The 18,047-nt window shown below is 46.5% G+C and carries 14 protein-coding genes and 2 pseudogenes; 8 read left to right on the top strand and 8 right to left on the bottom strand.

Going from position 1 to position 18,047, the window contains the following annotated elements:
- The first annotated feature begins 13 nt into the window (after positions 1–13).
- Positions 14–1,756 (top strand): proline--tRNA ligase, encoded by a 1,743-nt coding sequence (locus tag C2755_RS01100; RefSeq protein WP_215321391.1) that lies wholly within the window; start codon positions 14–16, stop codon positions 1,754–1,756.
- On the opposite strand, the gene ffh is transcribed toward C2755_RS01100, so the two are convergent.
- Positions 1,757–3,139: a signal recognition particle protein gene (gene ffh, locus C2755_RS01105; protein WP_215321392.1), complete on the bottom strand. Its 1,383-nt coding sequence runs from the start codon at positions 3,137–3,139 to the stop codon at positions 1,757–1,759.
- A 20-nt stretch (positions 3,140–3,159) separates the two neighbouring features.
- On the opposite strand from ffh, the gene C2755_RS01110 reads away from it, so the two are divergent.
- The 5 genes and pseudogenes from C2755_RS01110 (at position 3,160) to C2755_RS01130 (ending at position 10,076) form a co-directional block, all read left to right on the top strand.
- Positions 3,160–4,008 carry an inner membrane protein YpjD gene (locus tag C2755_RS01110; protein WP_215321393.1) on the top strand — a complete coding sequence of 283 codons (849 nt, stop codon included), beginning with the start codon at positions 3,160–3,162 and terminating at the stop codon, positions 4,006–4,008.
- 3 nt (positions 4,009–4,011) lie between these two features.
- Positions 4,012–4,827, top strand: coding sequence for a 1,6-anhydro-N-acetylmuramyl-L-alanine amidase AmpD (ampD, locus tag C2755_RS01115; protein ID WP_256441238.1), 816 nt, complete (start codon positions 4,012–4,014; stop codon positions 4,825–4,827).
- 331 nt (positions 4,828–5,158) lie between these two features.
- A complete protein-coding gene (locus C2755_RS01120; RefSeq protein WP_370623804.1) occupies positions 5,159–8,068 on the top strand; it encodes a ribonucleoside-diphosphate reductase subunit alpha in 2,910 nt (969 codons plus the stop codon).
- 43 nt (positions 8,069–8,111) lie between these two features.
- Positions 8,112–9,299 (top strand): ribonucleotide-diphosphate reductase subunit beta, encoded by a 1,188-nt coding sequence (locus C2755_RS01125; RefSeq protein ID WP_215321395.1) that lies wholly within the window; start codon positions 8,112–8,114, stop codon positions 9,297–9,299.
- Positions 9,300–9,630: 331 nt separating this feature from the next.
- Positions 9,631–10,076, top strand: a pseudogene (locus tag C2755_RS01130) (histone H1-like DNA-binding protein).
- 98 nt (positions 10,077–10,174) lie between these two features.
- Here the strand turns inward: C2755_RS01130 and C2755_RS01135 are convergent.
- From C2755_RS01135 to C2755_RS01160, 7 genes and pseudogenes are all read right to left on the bottom strand, one after another.
- Entirely contained in the window at positions 10,175–11,134 is a 960-nt protein-coding gene (locus tag C2755_RS01135; RefSeq protein WP_215321396.1) for a carbohydrate kinase family protein, read from the bottom strand.
- Between the two features lie 52 nt (positions 11,135–11,186).
- A complete protein-coding gene (locus tag C2755_RS10370; RefSeq protein ID WP_371816842.1) occupies positions 11,187–11,807 on the bottom strand; it encodes a DUF3426 domain-containing protein in 621 nt (206 codons plus the stop codon).
- Positions 11,796–12,716: pseudogene (gene prmA, locus C2755_RS10375) on the bottom strand (50S ribosomal protein L11 methyltransferase); the annotation flags it as partial. The gene C2755_RS10370 and the pseudogene prmA, both read right to left, overlap by 12 nt.
- A gap of 15 nt (positions 12,717–12,731) precedes the next feature.
- Entirely contained in the window at positions 12,732–14,096 is a 1,365-nt protein-coding gene (gene accC / locus C2755_RS01145) for an acetyl-CoA carboxylase biotin carboxylase subunit (protein WP_215321398.1), read from the bottom strand.
- A gap of 52 nt (positions 14,097–14,148) precedes the next feature.
- Complete coding sequence (accB, locus tag C2755_RS01150; RefSeq protein ID WP_215321399.1) at positions 14,149–14,610, bottom strand: acetyl-CoA carboxylase biotin carboxyl carrier protein; 462 nt, start codon at positions 14,608–14,610, stop codon at positions 14,149–14,151.
- 36 nt (positions 14,611–14,646) lie between these two features.
- Entirely contained in the window at positions 14,647–15,096 is a 450-nt protein-coding gene (gene aroQ / locus C2755_RS01155) for a type II 3-dehydroquinate dehydratase (RefSeq protein WP_215321400.1), read from the bottom strand.
- Positions 15,097–15,315: 219 nt separating this feature from the next.
- Positions 15,316–15,843 carry a TlpA disulfide reductase family protein gene (locus C2755_RS01160; RefSeq protein ID WP_215321401.1) on the bottom strand — a complete coding sequence of 176 codons (528 nt, stop codon included), beginning with the start codon at positions 15,841–15,843 and terminating at the stop codon, positions 15,316–15,318.
- A gap of 26 nt (positions 15,844–15,869) precedes the next feature.
- Here C2755_RS01160 and mpl point away from each other — a divergent pair, with 26 nt between their 5' ends.
- Both mpl and C2755_RS01170 read left to right on the top strand, forming a co-directional pair.
- On the top strand, positions 15,870–17,270 hold the full coding sequence (gene mpl, locus C2755_RS01165) for a UDP-N-acetylmuramate:L-alanyl-gamma-D-glutamyl-meso-diaminopimelate ligase (protein WP_215321402.1): 1,401 nt from the start codon (positions 15,870–15,872) through the stop codon (positions 17,268–17,270).
- A gap of 42 nt (positions 17,271–17,312) precedes the next feature.
- Complete coding sequence (locus C2755_RS01170; RefSeq protein ID WP_215321403.1) at positions 17,313–18,047, top strand: beta-ketoacyl-ACP reductase; 735 nt, start codon at positions 17,313–17,315, stop codon at positions 18,045–18,047.

Genomic DNA, 18,047 nt, shown 5'->3' on the forward strand with positions numbered 1-18,047 from the left:
ATTATATCCATACATGAAAGCCTCACAATCATTTCTCGCCACGCTAAAAGAAGCCCCCTCCGACGCTGAGGTGGTTTCGCACAAACTCATGGTACGTGCAGGTTTAATTCGTAAGCTCAGCGCAGGCATTTACAACTATTTGCCGCTGGGTTTGAAGGTTATCCGCAAAGTAGAAAACATTATTCGTGAGGAAATGAATCGTGCTGGCGCAATTGAATTACTCATGCCAATGATTCAGCCTGCTGAGTTGTGGCAAGAGACTGGTCGTTGGGAAAAAATGGGTCCAGAGTTGCTGCGCATCAAAGATCGCCATGATCGCGATTTTTTGATTCAGCCAACTTCTGAAGAGGTCATTACTGATTTGGCTCGAAATGAGATTAAGAGTTACAAGCAATTGCCAGTGAACTTCTATCAGATACAGACCAAGTTCCGTGATGAGCGTCGCCCTCGTTTTGGCATCATGCGTGGTCGTGAGTTCAGCATGAAGGATGCCTACTCATTTGATCGCGATGTTGAGGGTCTCAAGAAGTCTTATCAAATGATGTTTGATGCTTACACCCGCATCTTTAAGCGTATGGGCCTTCAGTTCCGTGCGGTAACCGCAGATAATGGCGCCATTGGTGGCTCTGGCAGTCAAGAGTTTCATGTGATTGCCGATACTGGTGAAGATGCGATTGTGTATTGCCCTAGCTCTGATTACGCAGCCAATTTAGAGGCGGCCGAGTCTTTAGCTTTAATTTCTACACGTGCCGCTGCAGCTGCTGCGATGGCCAAAGTGCCAACGCCTGACAAGACAAATTGCGCAGATGTAGCAAAGTTCTTAAATATTCCGCTTGAGAGCACAGTGAAGTCACTATTGTTTGCTGCGGATCAGGAAAAAGGTCCAGCTAAGCTATTTATGTTGTTGGTGCGCGGTGACCATGAGCTTAACGAAGTCAAAGTAAGCAAAATTCCGGGTATGGCTGAATCACGTTTTGCTACTGAAGCAGAAATCAAACAAGCTTGTAATGCGCCTGCAGGTTATTTAGGTCCCGTCGGAGTAAGTGCTGACGTGACTGTTGTTGCTGATCGCACGGTCGCTAATATGGCCGACTTTGTCTGTGGCGCCAATGATGCTGGTCATCACTTGACTGGTGTGAACTGGGGTCGCGATTTGTCTGAGCCTTTAGTGTTGGATATTCGTAACGCGGTGATCGGTGATCCTTCGCCGGATGGCAAAGGGGTTGTTGATATTTGCCGCGGCATTGAAGTGGGTCACGTATTTCAATTGGGTACTCGTTATTCAGAAGCAATGGGTTGCACTTACTTGGATCAACAGGGCAAAGCCCAGCCGATGGTGATGGGTTGTTACGGGATCGGTGTTACTCGTTTGCTTGGCGCTGCAATTGAGCAGGGCCATGATGAGAAGGGTATTATCTGGCCGATCTCAATGGCACCCTTCGAGGTGGTCATTTGCCCAATGGGTTACGAGAAATCAGAAGCCGTTAAAGTCGCATGCGATCAGTTGCATGACGAGCTATTAGCAGCTGGCGTTGATGTGATTCTGGATGATCGCAATGAACGCCCAGGCGCGATGTTTGCTGACTGGGAGTTAATTGGCGCACCATTCCGTGTAGTGATTGGTGATCGTGGTTTGGCAGACTCTCAAGTCGAATTTAAGGGCCGCACGGATGCTGAGTCCGAGAACATCCCACTAAATGACATCAAAGCAAAAGTGATTGCTGCAGTTCAAGCAGCGAAGATCTTAGTTAATTAATTATTTCTTAAAGAGCCCGCCAATACCCTTGGCGGCTCCTTTTGCAGCCATGGTGGCCATGGTGCGCGCCATTTTTCCACCCTTGAATTGCTTCATCATGGTTTGCATTTGCTCGAACTGCGCTAGCAGGCGATTGACCTCTTGCACTTCTACGCCAGAGCCGGCGGCAATGCGACGCTTACGACTGGCTTTAAGTAATTCAGGCTTTCTGCGCTCCCGAGGAGTCATGCTATCAATAATGCCGCGCATACGCGTAGTTTGTTTATCTGCATTGCTGAGATTTGCTTTGGAGGCGGCTTGTGCCATTTGGCTGGGTAACTTATCCATCAGACTAGCCATGCCACCCATCTTTTGCATTTGCATGAGTTGATCTCTAAAATCCTCTAGATCAAAACCACCTTTAGAAATCTTGCTGGCTAATTTTTCTGCCTTGGCAACGTCAACGTGTTGCTGAGCTTGCTCAACTAGAGCCAGAATATCGCCCATGCCCAGAATGCGATTTGCCATGCGTTCAGCATCAAATGCCTCTAGACCATCCATCTTTTCGGCGACGCCGATAAATTTGAGTGGAACACCAGTTACCTGTCGAACGGAGAGGGCTGCACCACCCCGAGAGTCGCCATCTAACTTAGTCAGGATCACGCCGGTAAGCGGGAGCGCTTCATGGAAGGCTTTAGCAGTATTGACAGCATCTTGACCCAGCATGGCGTCAACTACAAATAGGGTTTCAATTGGATTGAGGCTGGCATGCAAAGTTTTTATTTCTTGCATGAGGGCTTCATCAATACCAAGACGTCCTGCGGTATCCACAATCACCACATCAAAGTAATGGCGGCGTGCCCAATCTAGGGCAGCTACAGCAATGTCATTTGGTTTTTGACTAATGTCGCTCGGAAAAAACTCAGCGCCAACCTGCTTGGTAACAGTTTCTAATTGCTCAATCGCAGCAGGACGATAGACGTCACAAGAAACAGTCAGAACCTTCTTTTTCTTTTTCTCCTTCAACCACTTGGCGAGTTTGCCAACGGATGTCGTTTTACCCGCACCTTGTAAGCCGGCCATCAAGATAACTGCAGGAGGCTGGGTAGCAAGATTGAGTTCGCCGCTTTGATTGGTGTCGCCCATCATGACTTGGGCGAGTTCACGTTGAACTACGCCAACCAGAGCTTGTCCAGGACTGAGGCTCCCAACCACTTCCTCGCCAAGGGCTTTAAATTTGATTTGCTCAAGCAGTGACTTCACTACTGGCAGCGCTACGTCAGCCTCTAGCAAGGCCAAACGGATTTCCCGCAGCATTTCTGCGGTATTGTCTTCAGTGAGGCGGGCTTGGCCCCGCATTGTTTTAACAACGCGTGATAGGCGGTCGGTGAGGTTTTCTAGCATTTATCGATTAGACTTTCCAGATGGATATTTTAGGTTACTCAAGTTACGGATGGCTCCCTTCCGCACTTTATTTAGTGCTTTTGCTGGTTTTGAGCTTCAAAGCCAAGAGCGGCGTGGAGTCTGGACTCTCCAGCACTCTGGTCCAGGCTGCTATTTTTGTGATTTTGGTCATTCATGGGGTGCAATTGCATGACTCCGTCTTTACCCCTCAAGGCTTTGTATTTGGTTTTGCACAGGATTTGTCCTTGATTGCTTGGGTTGGCCTGGCCTTTTATTGGTTTCAATCTTGGTTTTTACCTATCTCAAGCTTACGTTGGATGGCCCTAATGTTTGCGCTCATTTGCGCATTGCTCCCTTCCATTTTTCCAGGGACCCTGCTTTCGCCGAAAGCGGTTTCAGATCCTTGGTTTAAGGGGCACTTCGTGGTGGCTACTGTTTCAGTGGGCTTGCTGAGTCTAGCAGCGATGCATGCCATGCTCATGAGCGTTCAAGATCGCGCATTGCATCGTCAGTTGGCAATCATTCCCAATGGCCGCCTTGCTCACTGGTTAGAGGATTTGCCCCCGCTCATGACAATGGAAAGTCTTTTGTTCAATTTGCTCTATGTTGGTTTTGCACTTCTGAGTTTGACCGTCTTCTCGGGTCTACTCTTTTCGCAAACCCTGTTTGGCAGACCTTTGTTGTTTGATCACAAAACCATTTTTGCTTTGGTTTCCTGGTTTTTGTTTGCTGGTCTTTTGATAGCGCGTTGGCGAGTAGGGCTGCGTGGCAGAGCGGCTATTCGATGGGTATTAAGTGCTTATACCGCTTTGTTGCTTGCATATGTCGGCAGTCGTTTTGTAGTTGAAGTCATTCTGCAGAGAGCTTAACCATTGTTTAAGTGGCTTTTATTATTTGCAGGTGCTGGTCTTTTTTATCTTTGGATTAAGGGTAAGAAGCAAGCGCAGTTCAACGCAGAAAACCCCCCTAAACCTAATAATAAGCCTGAGAGGCCTACTGCGCCTGAGGTAATGGTGCAATGCCAATACTGCAAAGTGCACCTTCCTCAGCCAGAAGCCTTTACTTTTGACAATCGTTTTTATTGCTCCAAAGAACATCTTCATGCTCTCGATTCAAATGGTTGGGTTGGGGATGCGCAATGGAGAATTTCGCCTAACCAAGACACTAGACCAGAAAATGTTATCCCTGATTTAGTGGTGATTCATCACATCAGTCTTCCCCCAGGCGATTTCAAAAATCAATCATCTAGTCAGCATATAGTCGACTTTTTCCAAAATAAGCTGGACCCAAACAAGCACCCTTATTTTGCGCAGATTGCCGACCAAAAGGTATCCAGTCATTTTTTGATTACCCGCTCTGGAGATTTAATTCAGTTTGTCTCTACACAGAACAAGGCTTGGCACGCTGGTATTTCATCATTTTTTGACAGGGAAAAGTGCAATGACTTTTCGATTGGCATTGAGATGGAGGGAGATGGAGATTCGCCATTCGAGGCTTCTCAGTATCAAGTTTTGGCAAATCTCATTACGAAATTGGCGAGCACTTATCCTCATTTGCAATTTGCGGGACACAGCGACATTGCGCCTGGTCGCAAAACTGATCCTGGAATTTATTTTGACTGGAAAAAGTTCCAAAAAGAGACAGGCATTTCTCCTGAAAAACTACCTTTTGGTCTAAGTTCTCGATAGTCTTATTTTTGTATGTGAGCGTACGCTTACTTTTTTAGCCTTTGTCTAAAACGGGTCAAAAAATCCGCACCAAAATGACCCCAGAATAAGTGGAAAACTTAGTAAAAATACTAATAAATATTTGTCATAAATGGCTTACCAATTATCAAATATTTCCCTATACTTAGTGCCTAATGCGCTTCGAAACACTAGATGTAGTGTTTGAATCTAGCAACACCTCATTGTTTTTTAACGATATTTTGTCCAAATAACTATATATATACGCAGGAGCAACATGACATACGCTAATCCACAGACAGCAGGCCAACCAGCTGGAGCGAATAACCCAGGAATGAGTCCTGCAGGGGCGGTAAATCAAGCCCCTTCTGCCAGCTTTGTGGCTGGTGGTGTTGGTGGCACCCAGGCAACCCAATTGTCTGATTACAAAATTATTCGCCGTAATGGTTCAGTTGTAGCGTTTGAGCCATCAAAAATTGCGATTGCAGTAACCAAGGCATTTTTAGCGGTTAATGGTGGACAAGGCGCTGCATCAGCACGTGTTCGCGAACAAGTAGAGCAGTTGACCCACTCTGTTGTGCGCGCATTGTTGCGTAGCCGCCCAAATGGCGGAACTTTCCACATCGAAGATATTCAAGACCAAGTTGAATTGGCTTTGATGCGTAGTGGTGAGCACAACGTTGCTCGTGCTTACGTCCTCTATCGTGAAAAGCGCAACCAAGAGCGCGCTGCTCAGCAAGAAGTTTCCCAAGAAGCACAAACTGCGAATCAAGCTGGCGAGTCTGGCATCAAGGTAACTGACAACGGTGTTGAGAAGTGGCTTGATATGGCTGCTTTGCGTACTGTGATTGAGGCAGCTTGCGAAGGTTTGGGTAATAACATTGATGCAACACCAATCATTACTGAAACCATCAAGAACTTGTACGACGGCGTACCAATGGCGCAGGTGTATGACTCTGCTATTTTGGCTTCCCGTACTTTGATTGAAAAAGATCCGGCCTATAGCCAAGTAACAGCGCGTATTTTGATGCACGTGATTCGTAAAGAAATCTTTGGCAAGGAAGTATTGCAGGGCGATACGCAAGCCGAATACAGCACTTATTTTGCGAAGTACATCAATGAAGGTATCTCTGCTGAGTTGCTGGACCCACGCATGCGTGAGTTTGACTTGCCACGCTTGGCTGCAGCCTTGAACGCCAGCCGTGATTTGCAATTCAACTATCTCGGCTTGCAAACTTTGTATGACCGCTATTTCTTGCACATTGAAGAGCGTCGTATTGAAATGCCACAGGCTTTCTTTATGCGCGTGGCAATGGGCTTGTCTTTGAATGAGATGGATCGTGAGCGTCGTGCAATCGAGTTCTATGAAATCCTATCTACATTTGATTTCATGTCCAGCACACCAACATTGTTCAATTCAGCAACTACTCGCCCACAGCTTTCTAGCTGCTACTTGACGACAGTGGATGATGATTTGGATGGAATTTACGAAGCATTGAAAGAAAATGCTTTGTTGTCTAAGTTTGCCGGTGGTTTGGGCAATGACTGGACTAACGTTCGTGCGTTGGGAAGCCATATCAAAGGTACTAACGGTAAATCACAGGGTGTTGTGCCGTTCTTGAAAGTGGTGAACGACACTGCAGTTGCTGTTAACCAGGGTGGTAAGCGTAAAGGTGCGGTCTGCGCCTACTTGGAAACATGGCACTTAGATATCGAAGAGTTCTTGGAGTTGCGTAAGAACACTGGTGACGACCGTCGTCGTACCCATGATATGAATACCTCAAACTGGATTCCTGATTTGTTCATGAAGCGTGTAATGGAAGGTGGCGATTGGACTTTGTTCTCACCATCAAACACTCCAGATTTGCATGACAAATTCGGCAGAGCATTTGAAGAGGCTTATGTTGCCTATGAGCAAAAAGCGGATCGTGGTGAATTGAAGCCATTCCGCCGTATCCCGGCGCAACAGTTGTGGCGCAAGATGCTTGGCATGTTGTTTGAAACAGGTCACCCATGGATTACTTTCAAAGATCCTTGCAACATTCGTAGTCCACAGCAGCATGTCGGTGTAGTTCACTCATCCAACCTCTGTACTGAGATCACCCTCAATACAAACGAGACTGAAATTGCGGTTTGTAACTTGGGCTCTGTGAACTTAACGGCTCACATGACTACAGATGCCAACGGCAAGATGATTTTGGATCACGAGAAGCTCCAAAGAACTGTGCGTACTGCAATGCGCATGTTGGATAACGTGATTGATATCAACTACTACGCAGTTGCTAAAGCACGTAATTCGAACTTGAAGCACCGTCCAGTGGGCATGGGCATCATGGGCTTCCAGGATTGTTTGCATATGCAGCGTATTCCTTACGCTAGCGATGAGGCTGTGAAGTTTGCTGACTCTTCAATGGAAGCGGTTTGCTACTACGCATACCAAGCATCCAATGAATTGGCTGAAGAGCGTGGCGTTTACAGCACCTACAAAGGTTCCTTATGGGATCGCGGCATTCTCCCGCAGGATTCAGTAGCCATGTTGGCGGCCGAGCGCGGTGGTTACGTAGAGGTAGATAACTCTTCTACTATGGATTGGAGTGGTTTACGTGCACGCATCAAGCAATACGGTATGCGCAACTCCAATTGCGTGGCAATTGCGCCAACAGCAACGATTTCAAATATTATTGGTGTTTCAGCTTGTATCGAGCCTACATTCCAGAACTTGTTTGTGAAGTCGAACCTTTCAGGCGAATTCACAGTGGTAAATGAGTATTTGGTGCGTGATTTGAAAGATCGCGGTCTTTGGGATGAGGTGATGATTGCCGACTTGAAGTACTTTGATGGCACATTGTCGAAAATTGACCGCATTCCGCAAGATTTGCGTGATTTGTATGCAACAGCCTTTGAAGTGGAGCCAAGCTGGTTGGTTGAGGCAGCATCCCGCCGTCAAAAGTGGATCGACCAAGCGCAATCACTCAACATTTACATGGGCGGCGCTTCCGGTAAGAAATTGGATGACACTTACAAATTAGCTTGGTTACGTGGCTTGAAGACCACTTATTACCTCCGCACAATGGCTGCAACTCACGTTGAGAAATCAACTGTTACTAGCGGTCAGTTGAATTCGGTTTCTAGTGGTGGTGGCGTGAATGGTACTGATGCGGCAGCGGCGCAAGAATTAGATGGCCCAGCCTGCACAATGCGCCCAGGCGATGCTGGTTTCGAAGAATGTGAAGCATGCCAATAAGCGATTTGCTTATTGGTCAGAATAAAAGAATTAGGAGAAAGTTATGTTGAATTGGGAAGAAGAAGTCGCTCCGGCACTAGCCAAGGCGAATCTTGCACCGCAACCGGTTGCAGTCGAGCCACAGCGCCCACAGGTGGATCAGGTTGCTCAAGTAGCCCCTCAAGTTGTTTCTGCCGGCCCATCACAAGCTGCTGCTGCAGTTAGTGGCGCCGCCTTGCGTGTTAATGCCGCTGACAAGCGCGTCATTAATGCCAAGACTGACGTTAATCAGTTGGTTCCATTTAAATATAAATGGGCTTGGGAGAAGTATTTAGCTGGTTGCGCAAATCACTGGATGCCACAAGAGATCAATATGAACCGCGATATCGCGCTTTGGAAAGATCCGAATGGCCTAACAGAGGATGAGCGTCGCATCATCAAGCGCAATCTGGGTTTCTTTACAACTGCAGATTCTTTGGCAGCAAACAACATTGTTTTGGGTACTTATCGCCACATTACCGCTCCAGAATGCCGCCAATACCTATTGCGCCAGGCTTTTGAAGAGGCAATTCATACCCACGCGTACCAATATATTGTTGAATCTTTGGGCTTAGATCAATCCGAAATCTTCAATGCGTACAACGAAATTGAATCTATTCGCGCGAAAGATCAGTTCTTAATTCCGTTTATTGATGTTTTAACTGACCCGAATTTTCAGACTGGCACATTAGAAAACGATCAAAAGTTACTCCGATCACTCATTGTTTTTGCTTGTGTGATGGAAGGTTTGTTCTTTTATGTTGGTTTTACGCAAATACTTGCAATGGGTCGTCAAAACAAAATGACGGGTGCTGCTGAGCAGTATCAATACATCCTTCGCGATGAGTCTATGCACTGCAATTTCGGCATTGATTTGATAAACCAAATCAAGCTGGAGAACCCGCAGCTATGGACTTCCGAGTTCAAAGATGAGATCAAATCCATCTTCGAAAAAGCAGTCGAATTAGAGTACCGTTATGCCGAAGATACGATGCCTCGCGGAGTGCTCGGATTGAACGCTCCGATGTTCAAAGGGTACCTAAGATACATCTGTAATCGCAGATGTTTGCAAATAGGACTTGACGCGATGTTCCCAAATGAAGAGAATCCATTTCCATGGATGTCAGAAATGATTGATCTTAAGAAAGAAAGAAACTTTTTTGAGACACGCGTTATTGAGTATCAAACTGGCGGTGCGCTAAGTTGGGAGTAGTAAGCAGTAAGTAAGCGCATAGCCGGCTAAATTGGAGATTAGACGGTTGGATAGTTTAAGAAGTCAGCAAAAACAGACTCAAATCCGAAAACCCTTGCTCAAGGGTGTCTGGGCTATTCTCTCCATTTTTTCCAGCACATTTAAGAAGCCGTTGTCCTTTGGGACCACGGCTTTTTTTCCAGGATTCATTAGCGTGCAGCACCTAGCATCAAGCCGCGCGCCGATGAATGGCTCGCTCGTCAGATCCAAAAGGTTGCAAAACCAGGCGGAAATGAGTGGTCGGGTCTTCTTAATGTAGTTTGTACTAATCCTCACGTGAAGGAGTATTAATATGGCAATCGCCAAGAAAAAACCTGCTGCAAAGAAACCAGCTGCTAAGAAAAAAGTAGTTGCTAAGAAGCCTGCTGCTAAAAAAGTAGCTAAGAAGAAGCCTGCTGCTAAAAAAGTAGCTGCTAAAAAGCCAGCTGCTAAAAAAGTAGCTAAGAAGCGTCCTGCTGCTAAAAAAGCTGCTGCTAAGAAGCCTGCTGCTAAAAAAGTAGCTAAGAAGCGTCCTGCTGCTAAGAAGCCTGCTGCTAAAAAAGTAGCTCGTAAAGTAGCTGCTAAAAAGCCAGCTGCTAAAAAAGTAGCTCGTAAAGTAGCAAAAAAAAAGTAAGTAAGCCTGCTGCGAAGAAAGCGGGCTCTGCTGTAAAAAAGCCCGCGGCTAAGAAAGCTGCACCAGCGACTAGTGCGTTGAATCCTGCTGCTGCTTGGCCCTTCCCAACTGGCACACGTCCTTAATTGGACGGGTGTTACTAGAAGGGGTCTCTCACGAGACCCCTTTTTTTATTTCTGGATTATTAAACGAGTGATCCTAGGCCAGCTAGGACTGTTTTTGCTTAGAAGCTAAAGCCAAACGCCGCTTTAAATTGCTCAGTGATCTGATCTTTGCTCAATTGGTGATTTTGTGGTCCCTGGTGGGTAATTTTGATTGAACCCATCAAACTAGCAAGTCGACCAGTGGTGTCCCAGTCCATGCCGTTTTCTAAACCAAACAGCAATCCACCGCGGAATGCATCTCCGCAACCTGTTGGATCTACTACTTTTGCAGCTGGTACCGGGGGAATGGCAATGCATTTACCCTCAAAGTAGATATCCGCACCTTCAGCACCTTTAGTAACGATCAGTGCCTTGACTCGCTCAGCCACTTTTGCCAAGCTCAAGCCCGTTCTTTGAGAAAGCATTTCTCCTTCATAGTCATTTACCGCCAAGTAGCTAGCGATATCTACCAATTCCAGAAGCTCGGGACCATTAAACATTGGTAAACCTTGGCCTGGATCAAAGATAAAGGGAATATTGGCATCGGCCAATTGATGGCAGTGCTCCCACATTCCTTGGCGACCGTCGGGCGCAACGATTCCTAATTTCACTGGACCTTTAGCGTTCTTGCTACGCTCAACCACAACTGCCGAGACTTGGTTCAGGTGGGATTCCCCCATGGCGCCTGGATGGAAAGCAGTGATTTGGTTATTAGCTTGATCGGTGGTGATCATGGCTTGTGCGGTAAACGCTTGATCGATCTGGCGAATATGGCTCGCATCAATTTTGAGTTGCTCAAGGCGGCCCATGTAAGGCGCAGCATCACCACCCACTGTAGCCATGATGATCGGATCGCCGCCCAAAAGATTGAGGTTGTAGGCAATATTGCCAGCGCAACCACCAAACTCGCGGCGCATAGTTGGCACCAAAAAGGCTACGTTCAGGATGTGAATCTGTTCGGGGAGGATCTGATCGGCAAATTTGCCTTCAAAGTTCATGATGGTGTCGTAGGCAATAGAGCCGCAGATCAAGCTAGCCATAAATTACTTTCTTTATAAAAATTGGGTGTAAATGTGGTGTTTTTGAATTGATTTAGGGGTAGAGCACTCGAACGCGATAGCCCGCAGCATTCGGTGGAAGAGAAATAAGCAACTCAAGCTGCAGCGTTTCACTAGAAGGGATCCCCTTTTTTAAAAAATCAGGATGAGATTCTTGCCAAGCTTTGGGCAGCCACTCTTGTGGAGTGAATTGCAGTAATTTGATTTCAGATTCTTCTGCATCAGTCAAAGAAATTTCTAAATTTGGAGCTAAAACGGCAATAGCTAGACGATTTTTTATCTCCACTTGCAACAGAGATTGATTTGCAGGGTTTTTAAGGCCCTCACGCGCGTTTTCTGGCGCAAGTGCGGCGGAAGTTATTTTCCATGCAGAAAAATCGCTCACAGTGCGATCTAGACATCCTAGTGCACGACAAAGTTTTGCATCGATACGTTGTAAAACATGAAACGCACTAACGGAAATGGAATTCGATGTCCCATCAATTCGTGGTGCTAATGCAGGAAGCAATGAATTTCTGGAGAGATGCTCTCCAAAAACTAGGAGCAGCAGAAGTAAGGCGGCTAGAAAGACGAACTTAAGACTTTTTTTTTGAGCAGGTGCAGCAAAAGTAGATTCAGAATGACTTTGCTTGTCCTTGTGTAAGGTGCCGTGCAAGCAAACCCAACCTTCACTCTCTTTCCAGACAGAGAGCTTGAGCCATTGGCTATAAGTAGCAATCACTTCTTCTGCTTGGCGGGCAAGTACACCAGATAAAACAATACGTCCGCCTATTTTCATCTTGTTGACTAAGGCAGGAGCAAGAACTTGCAGTGGATTTGCCAGAATATTGGCCATCACGATGTCGTATTTGTTTTCAGCAGCCAATTCGAGCGCACCCTCGTTTGGAAGCACGAAGCGAATAGTGGTGTTGTTGATTTCTGCATTGCTACGAGCAGCTACCATCGCCTGTGGATCAATATCGGTGCCGATCACTGGCTTACAACCCAGCTTTGCGGCAGCAATTGCCAAAATGCCTGAGCCACAACCGTAATCCAAGAGACTTTGATTTTGTAAATGACTTTGTTGCTCAAGCCAAAGAAGGCATAAATGCGTGGTTGGGTGACTACCGGTGCCAAATGCGAGACCTGGATCAACTGCAAGGCAGATCGCATTGGGATCAGTCGGTGCATCGTGCCAAGATGGCACTACCCAAATCCGCTCACCAATCTGAATGGGTGCAAATTGACTTTGGGTTAAGCGAACCCAGTCTTGCTCTTCGACTGTTTTTTCTTGGGGAGGTGCTAGATGAAAGCCTGCCTCCTTAAGGGATGCGAGTAGTTCGGGAATAAATTCTGCGCTGCCTGAAGCATCAATCTCTGGATTAAAAAGCGCGGTTACTGCGGATCTATCCCAAGCCTGTACTTCTGGATGAAGCCCAGGCTCTCCATAAAGTGGGTTTTCGTCATAGCCACCAGCAGCATCATCTTCAACTGTGACGGACAGGGCACCCAAATCCAAAAGCGCATCACCCAAAGGCTCGGCGGTTTCAGCAGCTACCGTGAATACCAGTTCACGATAAGACATGAGGCGCTTTCATCATTAGGATTTACCGCGACTCGCAGCTTGCTCTTCTAAGCGATGCTCTAAGTAGTGAATGCTGGTACCGCCTTCAATGAAGTTCGGATCTAGCATGAGCTCACGGTGGAGTGGAACGTTGGTTGTAATGCCGTCAATCACCATCTCAGAGAGCGCAATCTGCATACGGCGAATGGCTTGCTCACGAGTATTACCGTAAGAAATCAATTTACCAATCATGGAGTCGTAGTTTGATGGCACCACGTAACCACTGTAAGCATGTGAATCAACCCGAATACCAGGGCCTCCAGGCATGTGGAATGAACCAATTTTGCCAGGGCTCGGGGTGAACTTGAATGGATCTTCAGCATTCAGACGGCACTCAATGGCATGACCACGGAAAACAATGTCTTTTTGGCGATAGCTGAGTTTCAGGCCAGCGGCAATACGAATTTGTTCCTGAACGATATCCACACCAGTAATCATTTCTGTCACTGGATGCTCTACCTGAACACGGGTATTCATCTCAATGAAGAAGAATTCGCCATCTTCGTAGAGAAATTCAAAAGTACCGGCGCCACGGTAGCTAATCTTGCGACAGGCTTCTGCGCAACGCTCGCCAATTTTGGCGATAAGACGACGATCAATGCCTGGTGCCGGTGCTTCTTCAATCACTTTTTGGTGGCGACGCTGCATAGAGCAATCGCGCTCACCCAACCAAATCGCATTGCCATGGGTGTCAGCCAAAATTTGAATCTCTACGTGGCGAGGTTTTTCTAAAAACTTCTCCATATAGACTTCTGGGTTACCAAAAGCACGGCCCGCTTCTTCTCGGGTCATATTGACAGCGTTGATCAGCGCAGCTTCAGTGTGAACCACTCGCATGCCACGACCGCCACCACCGCCAGCAGCTTTAATGATTACTGGATAACCAACCTTTTTTGCTGTTGCAATAATCTCTTTTGGATTATCAGGAAGCGCGCCCTCTGATCCGGGTACGCAAGGGACACCAGCTTTAATCATGGCGCGTTTTGCGGAAACTTTGTCACCCATTAAGCGAATGGAAGCGGCTGTAGGACCAATAAAGGCAAAGCCAGATTTCTCAACCCGCTCTGCAAAGTCAGCGTTTTCAGAAAGGAAGCCATAACCAGGGTGAATTGCTTCTGCATCAGTAACTTCCGCTGCAGAAATAATCGCTGGCATATTCAGATAGCTGAGCGGAGATGGCGCTGGCCCGATACAAACAGCTTCATCAGCAAGTTTTACATACTTGGCTTCTTTATCTGCTGTGGAGTACACCACCACAGTTTTAATTCCCAACTCGCGGCATGCGCGTTGGATACGGAGAGCAATTTCTCCCCGATTGGCAATCAGAATCTTATCGAACATGTCGGCTCTGAGTTAAATAGCAGTGAATTGGAATTGAGCTAAAGGTAGTCAATTAAGCGATGATGAAAAGCGGCTGGTCAAATTCAACACCTTGACCATTCTCACAAAGAATTTCTTTGATCACGCCAGCATGCTCGGATTCGATTTCATTAAGCAACTTCATTGCTTCAATAATGCAAAGCGTTTGACCTACTTTTACAGTGTCGCCAATGTTGACAAAGTTGGGAGACTCTGGGTTTGGAGCGCGGTAGAAGGTCCCCACCATTGGTGAGCGTGCAATAGAACCAGTTTCAACCGCGGGAGCTTCTGCAGCAGGGGCTGTTGCAACAGGTGCACTAGCTGCTGGTGTGGCTTGCATCGCAGGGGCCGGATTGGCATAAACCATTTGGCCAACTGGCGCAGGAGATCCAGCGTTCACAATACGAACACGATCTTCGCCTTCATTTACTTCTAACTCTGAAATGCCTGATTCAGAAACTAGGTCGATCAATGTTTTTAGTTTTCTCAGATCCATGTGAGTGCTTCCTCTCTTCTAATTCTTTAAATAGTTTTATTTCTGCAAGCGAGCAATAGCTGCTTGCAGGGCTAACTCATAGCCAATCGCGCCAAGGCCACAAATCACCCCGGTTGCAATATCGGACAAATAGGAATGTTTACGGAATTCTTCGCGCTGATGAATATTGGATAAATGGACTTCGGTAAAAGGGATGGCTACCCCAGCCAAAACATCGCGTAATGCGACGCTTGTGTGGGTAAAGGCACCCGGGTTAATGATGATGAAATCAACCCCATCTTGTTTAGCCTTTTGAATGCGGTCAATTAACTCGCCTTCATGATTGCTTTGAAAAGTGCCGAGGTCAACAGACTGCGCTTTTGCCAGTTCGCCGAGCCTTTGGTGGATATCTTCCAGGGTAGTTTTTCCGTAAACATCAGGTTCACGAGTACCTAATAGATTTAGGTTTGGGCCCTGAATTACGAGAATTGAAGCTTTTTTCGACATAGATCCCTGTTTTTAGAGGCAGTTAAGCGTAAATTGCTAAATAACATCATGCTCGATTGCTTATGAAGGGAAGTATACCTTTTTAAAGCAAGGAATAGACTAAAAACTCACTACAAAAACAGGAATTTTCATTGCTTTTAAAGGCAGATATCAGAATTAATGCTTAATTATTAGGCAAAAATTGATCGATAGAAAAATCCATTCACAGCTTATAAATACTTATAAAGCTGATTTAATGGCATTTCTGATGTCATCTTCGCTTATCTTACCTAATTTGCTATAGCTGGCCTTACCTTTGGCATTGATGATGATGGTGTAGGGAAGGGCGCCTTGGGAATTTCCCAGTTGCTTAGAAAGATTGCTACCTTCAAGACCACCAATTACAATCGGATAGCTCACTGGAGTTTTTGAAAGAAATTCACGAATATTGGAGGGTGAATCGATGCCAATGCCAACAAATAAGACATTTTGCTGCAAGAACTCTTGCTGAAGCTTATCTAAAGCAGGCATTTCTTCGACACATGGGGGGCACCAGGAGGCCCAAAAGTTCACCACCAGCACTTTACCCTGCCATTCTTGGGTGTTGACGGTTTTTCCATCCGGCGTTTGCCAAGAATTGGCAAAAAATGCTTTAACAGCAGGATCGCTGGCCAAACCAGTTTTATAAATCCACTGGGAGGTTAGTACGCCCCCAAGGAGCGCCAAAAGGCTAATTGCGACGATGATGATCAATTGTCTACGGTTCATTGCAACTCCTTCGCTAAAATTCGCTAATGCATATACATATCTTGGGCATTTGCGGTACTTTCATGGGCGGCATTGCCGCAATTGCGAGGCAGGCTGGACACCGCGTTACTGGTTGCGATGCCAACGTCTATCCACCAATGAGTACGCAGCTTGAAGCTCAAGGCATCGAACTGATTGAGGGATTTTCCCCCGATCAATTATCTCAGTTTGAGACCATGCCTGATTTATTCGTGATTGGCAATGTGGTTTCTCGCGGCAATCCATTGATGGAAGCAATTCTCAATCAAGGGCTACCCTATATCTCTGGCCCGCAATGGTTGGGCGAACAAGTTTTGTATGGACGACATGTCTTGGCCGTAGCGGGTACGCATGGCAAGACAACTACTTCAGCCATGCTGACTTGGATTTTAGAATTCAATGGTTACAAGCCGGGCTATCTCATCGGTGGCGTGCCCCTGAATTTCACGGTGTCTGCACGTTTAGGTGAGAGTAAATATTTTGTCATTGAGGCTGATGAATATGACACAGCTTTCTTTGATAAGCGTAGTAAGTTTGTTCACTATCGACCACGTACCGCCCTATTGAATAACCTAGAGTTTGATCACGCCGATATTTTTGCTGATCTTGCGGCGATCGAAACGCAATTTCATCATTTAGTGCGCACTGTTCCTGGCGATGGTTTACTGGTTGTAAATGGCGAGGAGCCTGCATTGGCGAGCGTGATTACGCGTGGCGCTTGGGCGCCTGTAGAGCGGTTCGGGCAAGAACTCAAAAATGAATGGTCTTTAATTGCTCAAGAGGCTGATAGCTTCATCGTGCGCAAGGCAGGTAAAGAAGTAGCCACTGTGAAATGGGCGCCTGATTCTGGTGTGATGGGTAGACACAATCAACTCAATGCACTTGGTGCGATTGCTTGCGCAAATCATATTGGTATCTCGCCAGCAGATTCTGCACGTGCATTGGCAGAATTTAAGAATGTAAAGCGTCGCTTGGAAACGATTGGTGTTGCAAATGACATCACGGTCTATGATGATTTTGCCCACCATCCAACCGCGATCACGACTACAGTTGATGGCCTTCATCGCCGTGTTGGTAAAGCACGCATCTTGGCGGTGCTTGAGCCACGTTCAAATACGATGAAGCTCGGTGTCATGAAAGCTCAACTTCCTGGAAGTCTAGAGGCTGCTGACAAAGTATTTGCCTATGGCGCTAATGCCGGCAAGGAATCATTGGGATGGGATTTGGCAGAAGTCTTATCTCCACTCAATAAGCAAGAACAGGGTAAAGCACATGCCTTTGATGATCTTGAAGCTCTGGTGAAGGCGGTTGCGCATGAGGCTAAGCCTGGCGATCATATTTTGGTGATGAGTAATGGCGGGTTTGGTGGCGTGCATCAGAAAATATTAAAAGCCATTTCGGCGCAGTAAAAAATAAGAATCAACAACAAAAGCAAAAATAGAAAGCAAATCATGGGCGATAGATTAAAAGACAAAGTAGCCATCATTACTGGTGCCGCTAAGGGTATTGGTTTTGCTACTGCTCAGCGTTTTGCAGAAGAGGGTGCAAAAGTCATCATTACTGATATCAGCCAGGAGGCCGTTAATAGTGCGGCAGAAAAAACGCCTAATGCCGAAGGCTATGCCATGAATGTCACGGTTCGCGCTAGCGTTCAGTCTGTTGTAGATCAGGTAATGCAAAAGCACGGACGGATTGATATCTTGATCAACAATGCTGGCATTACTCAAGATGCACGCTTAATTAAGATGACCGAAGCTCAGTTTGATACTGTGATTGATGTCAATCTGAAGGGTGTATTCAATTGCACCCAGATAGTCGTACCGCATATGCTGGAAGCTGGCTCTGGCGCAGTGGTTAATGCATCAAGCGTTGTGGGTCTCTACGGTAATTTTGGCCAAACCAATTACTCGGCTACTAAATTTGGTGTGATTGGTTTTACAAAAACATGGGCGCGTGAATTAGGAGCTAAAGGCATTCGAGTCAATGCGGTGTGCCCAGGTTTTATCGCCACTGAAATGGTCATGGCCATGCCAGAAAATATTGTGCAAGATATTGAAAAGCGCAGTTGGCTTGGTCGCCTAGGCACCCCAGCAGAAATGGCAAATGTGTATTTATTCTTAGCGAGCAATGAGGCAAGCTATGTCAATGGAGTGGCATTAGAGGCCAGCGGCGGGATCTCGCTCTAA

The sequence above is a fragment of the Polynucleobacter sp. MWH-S4W17 genome (genome assembly GCF_018687535.1).
In the GTDB taxonomy this organism is placed as follows: Bacteria; Pseudomonadota; Gammaproteobacteria; order Burkholderiales; family Burkholderiaceae; genus Polynucleobacter.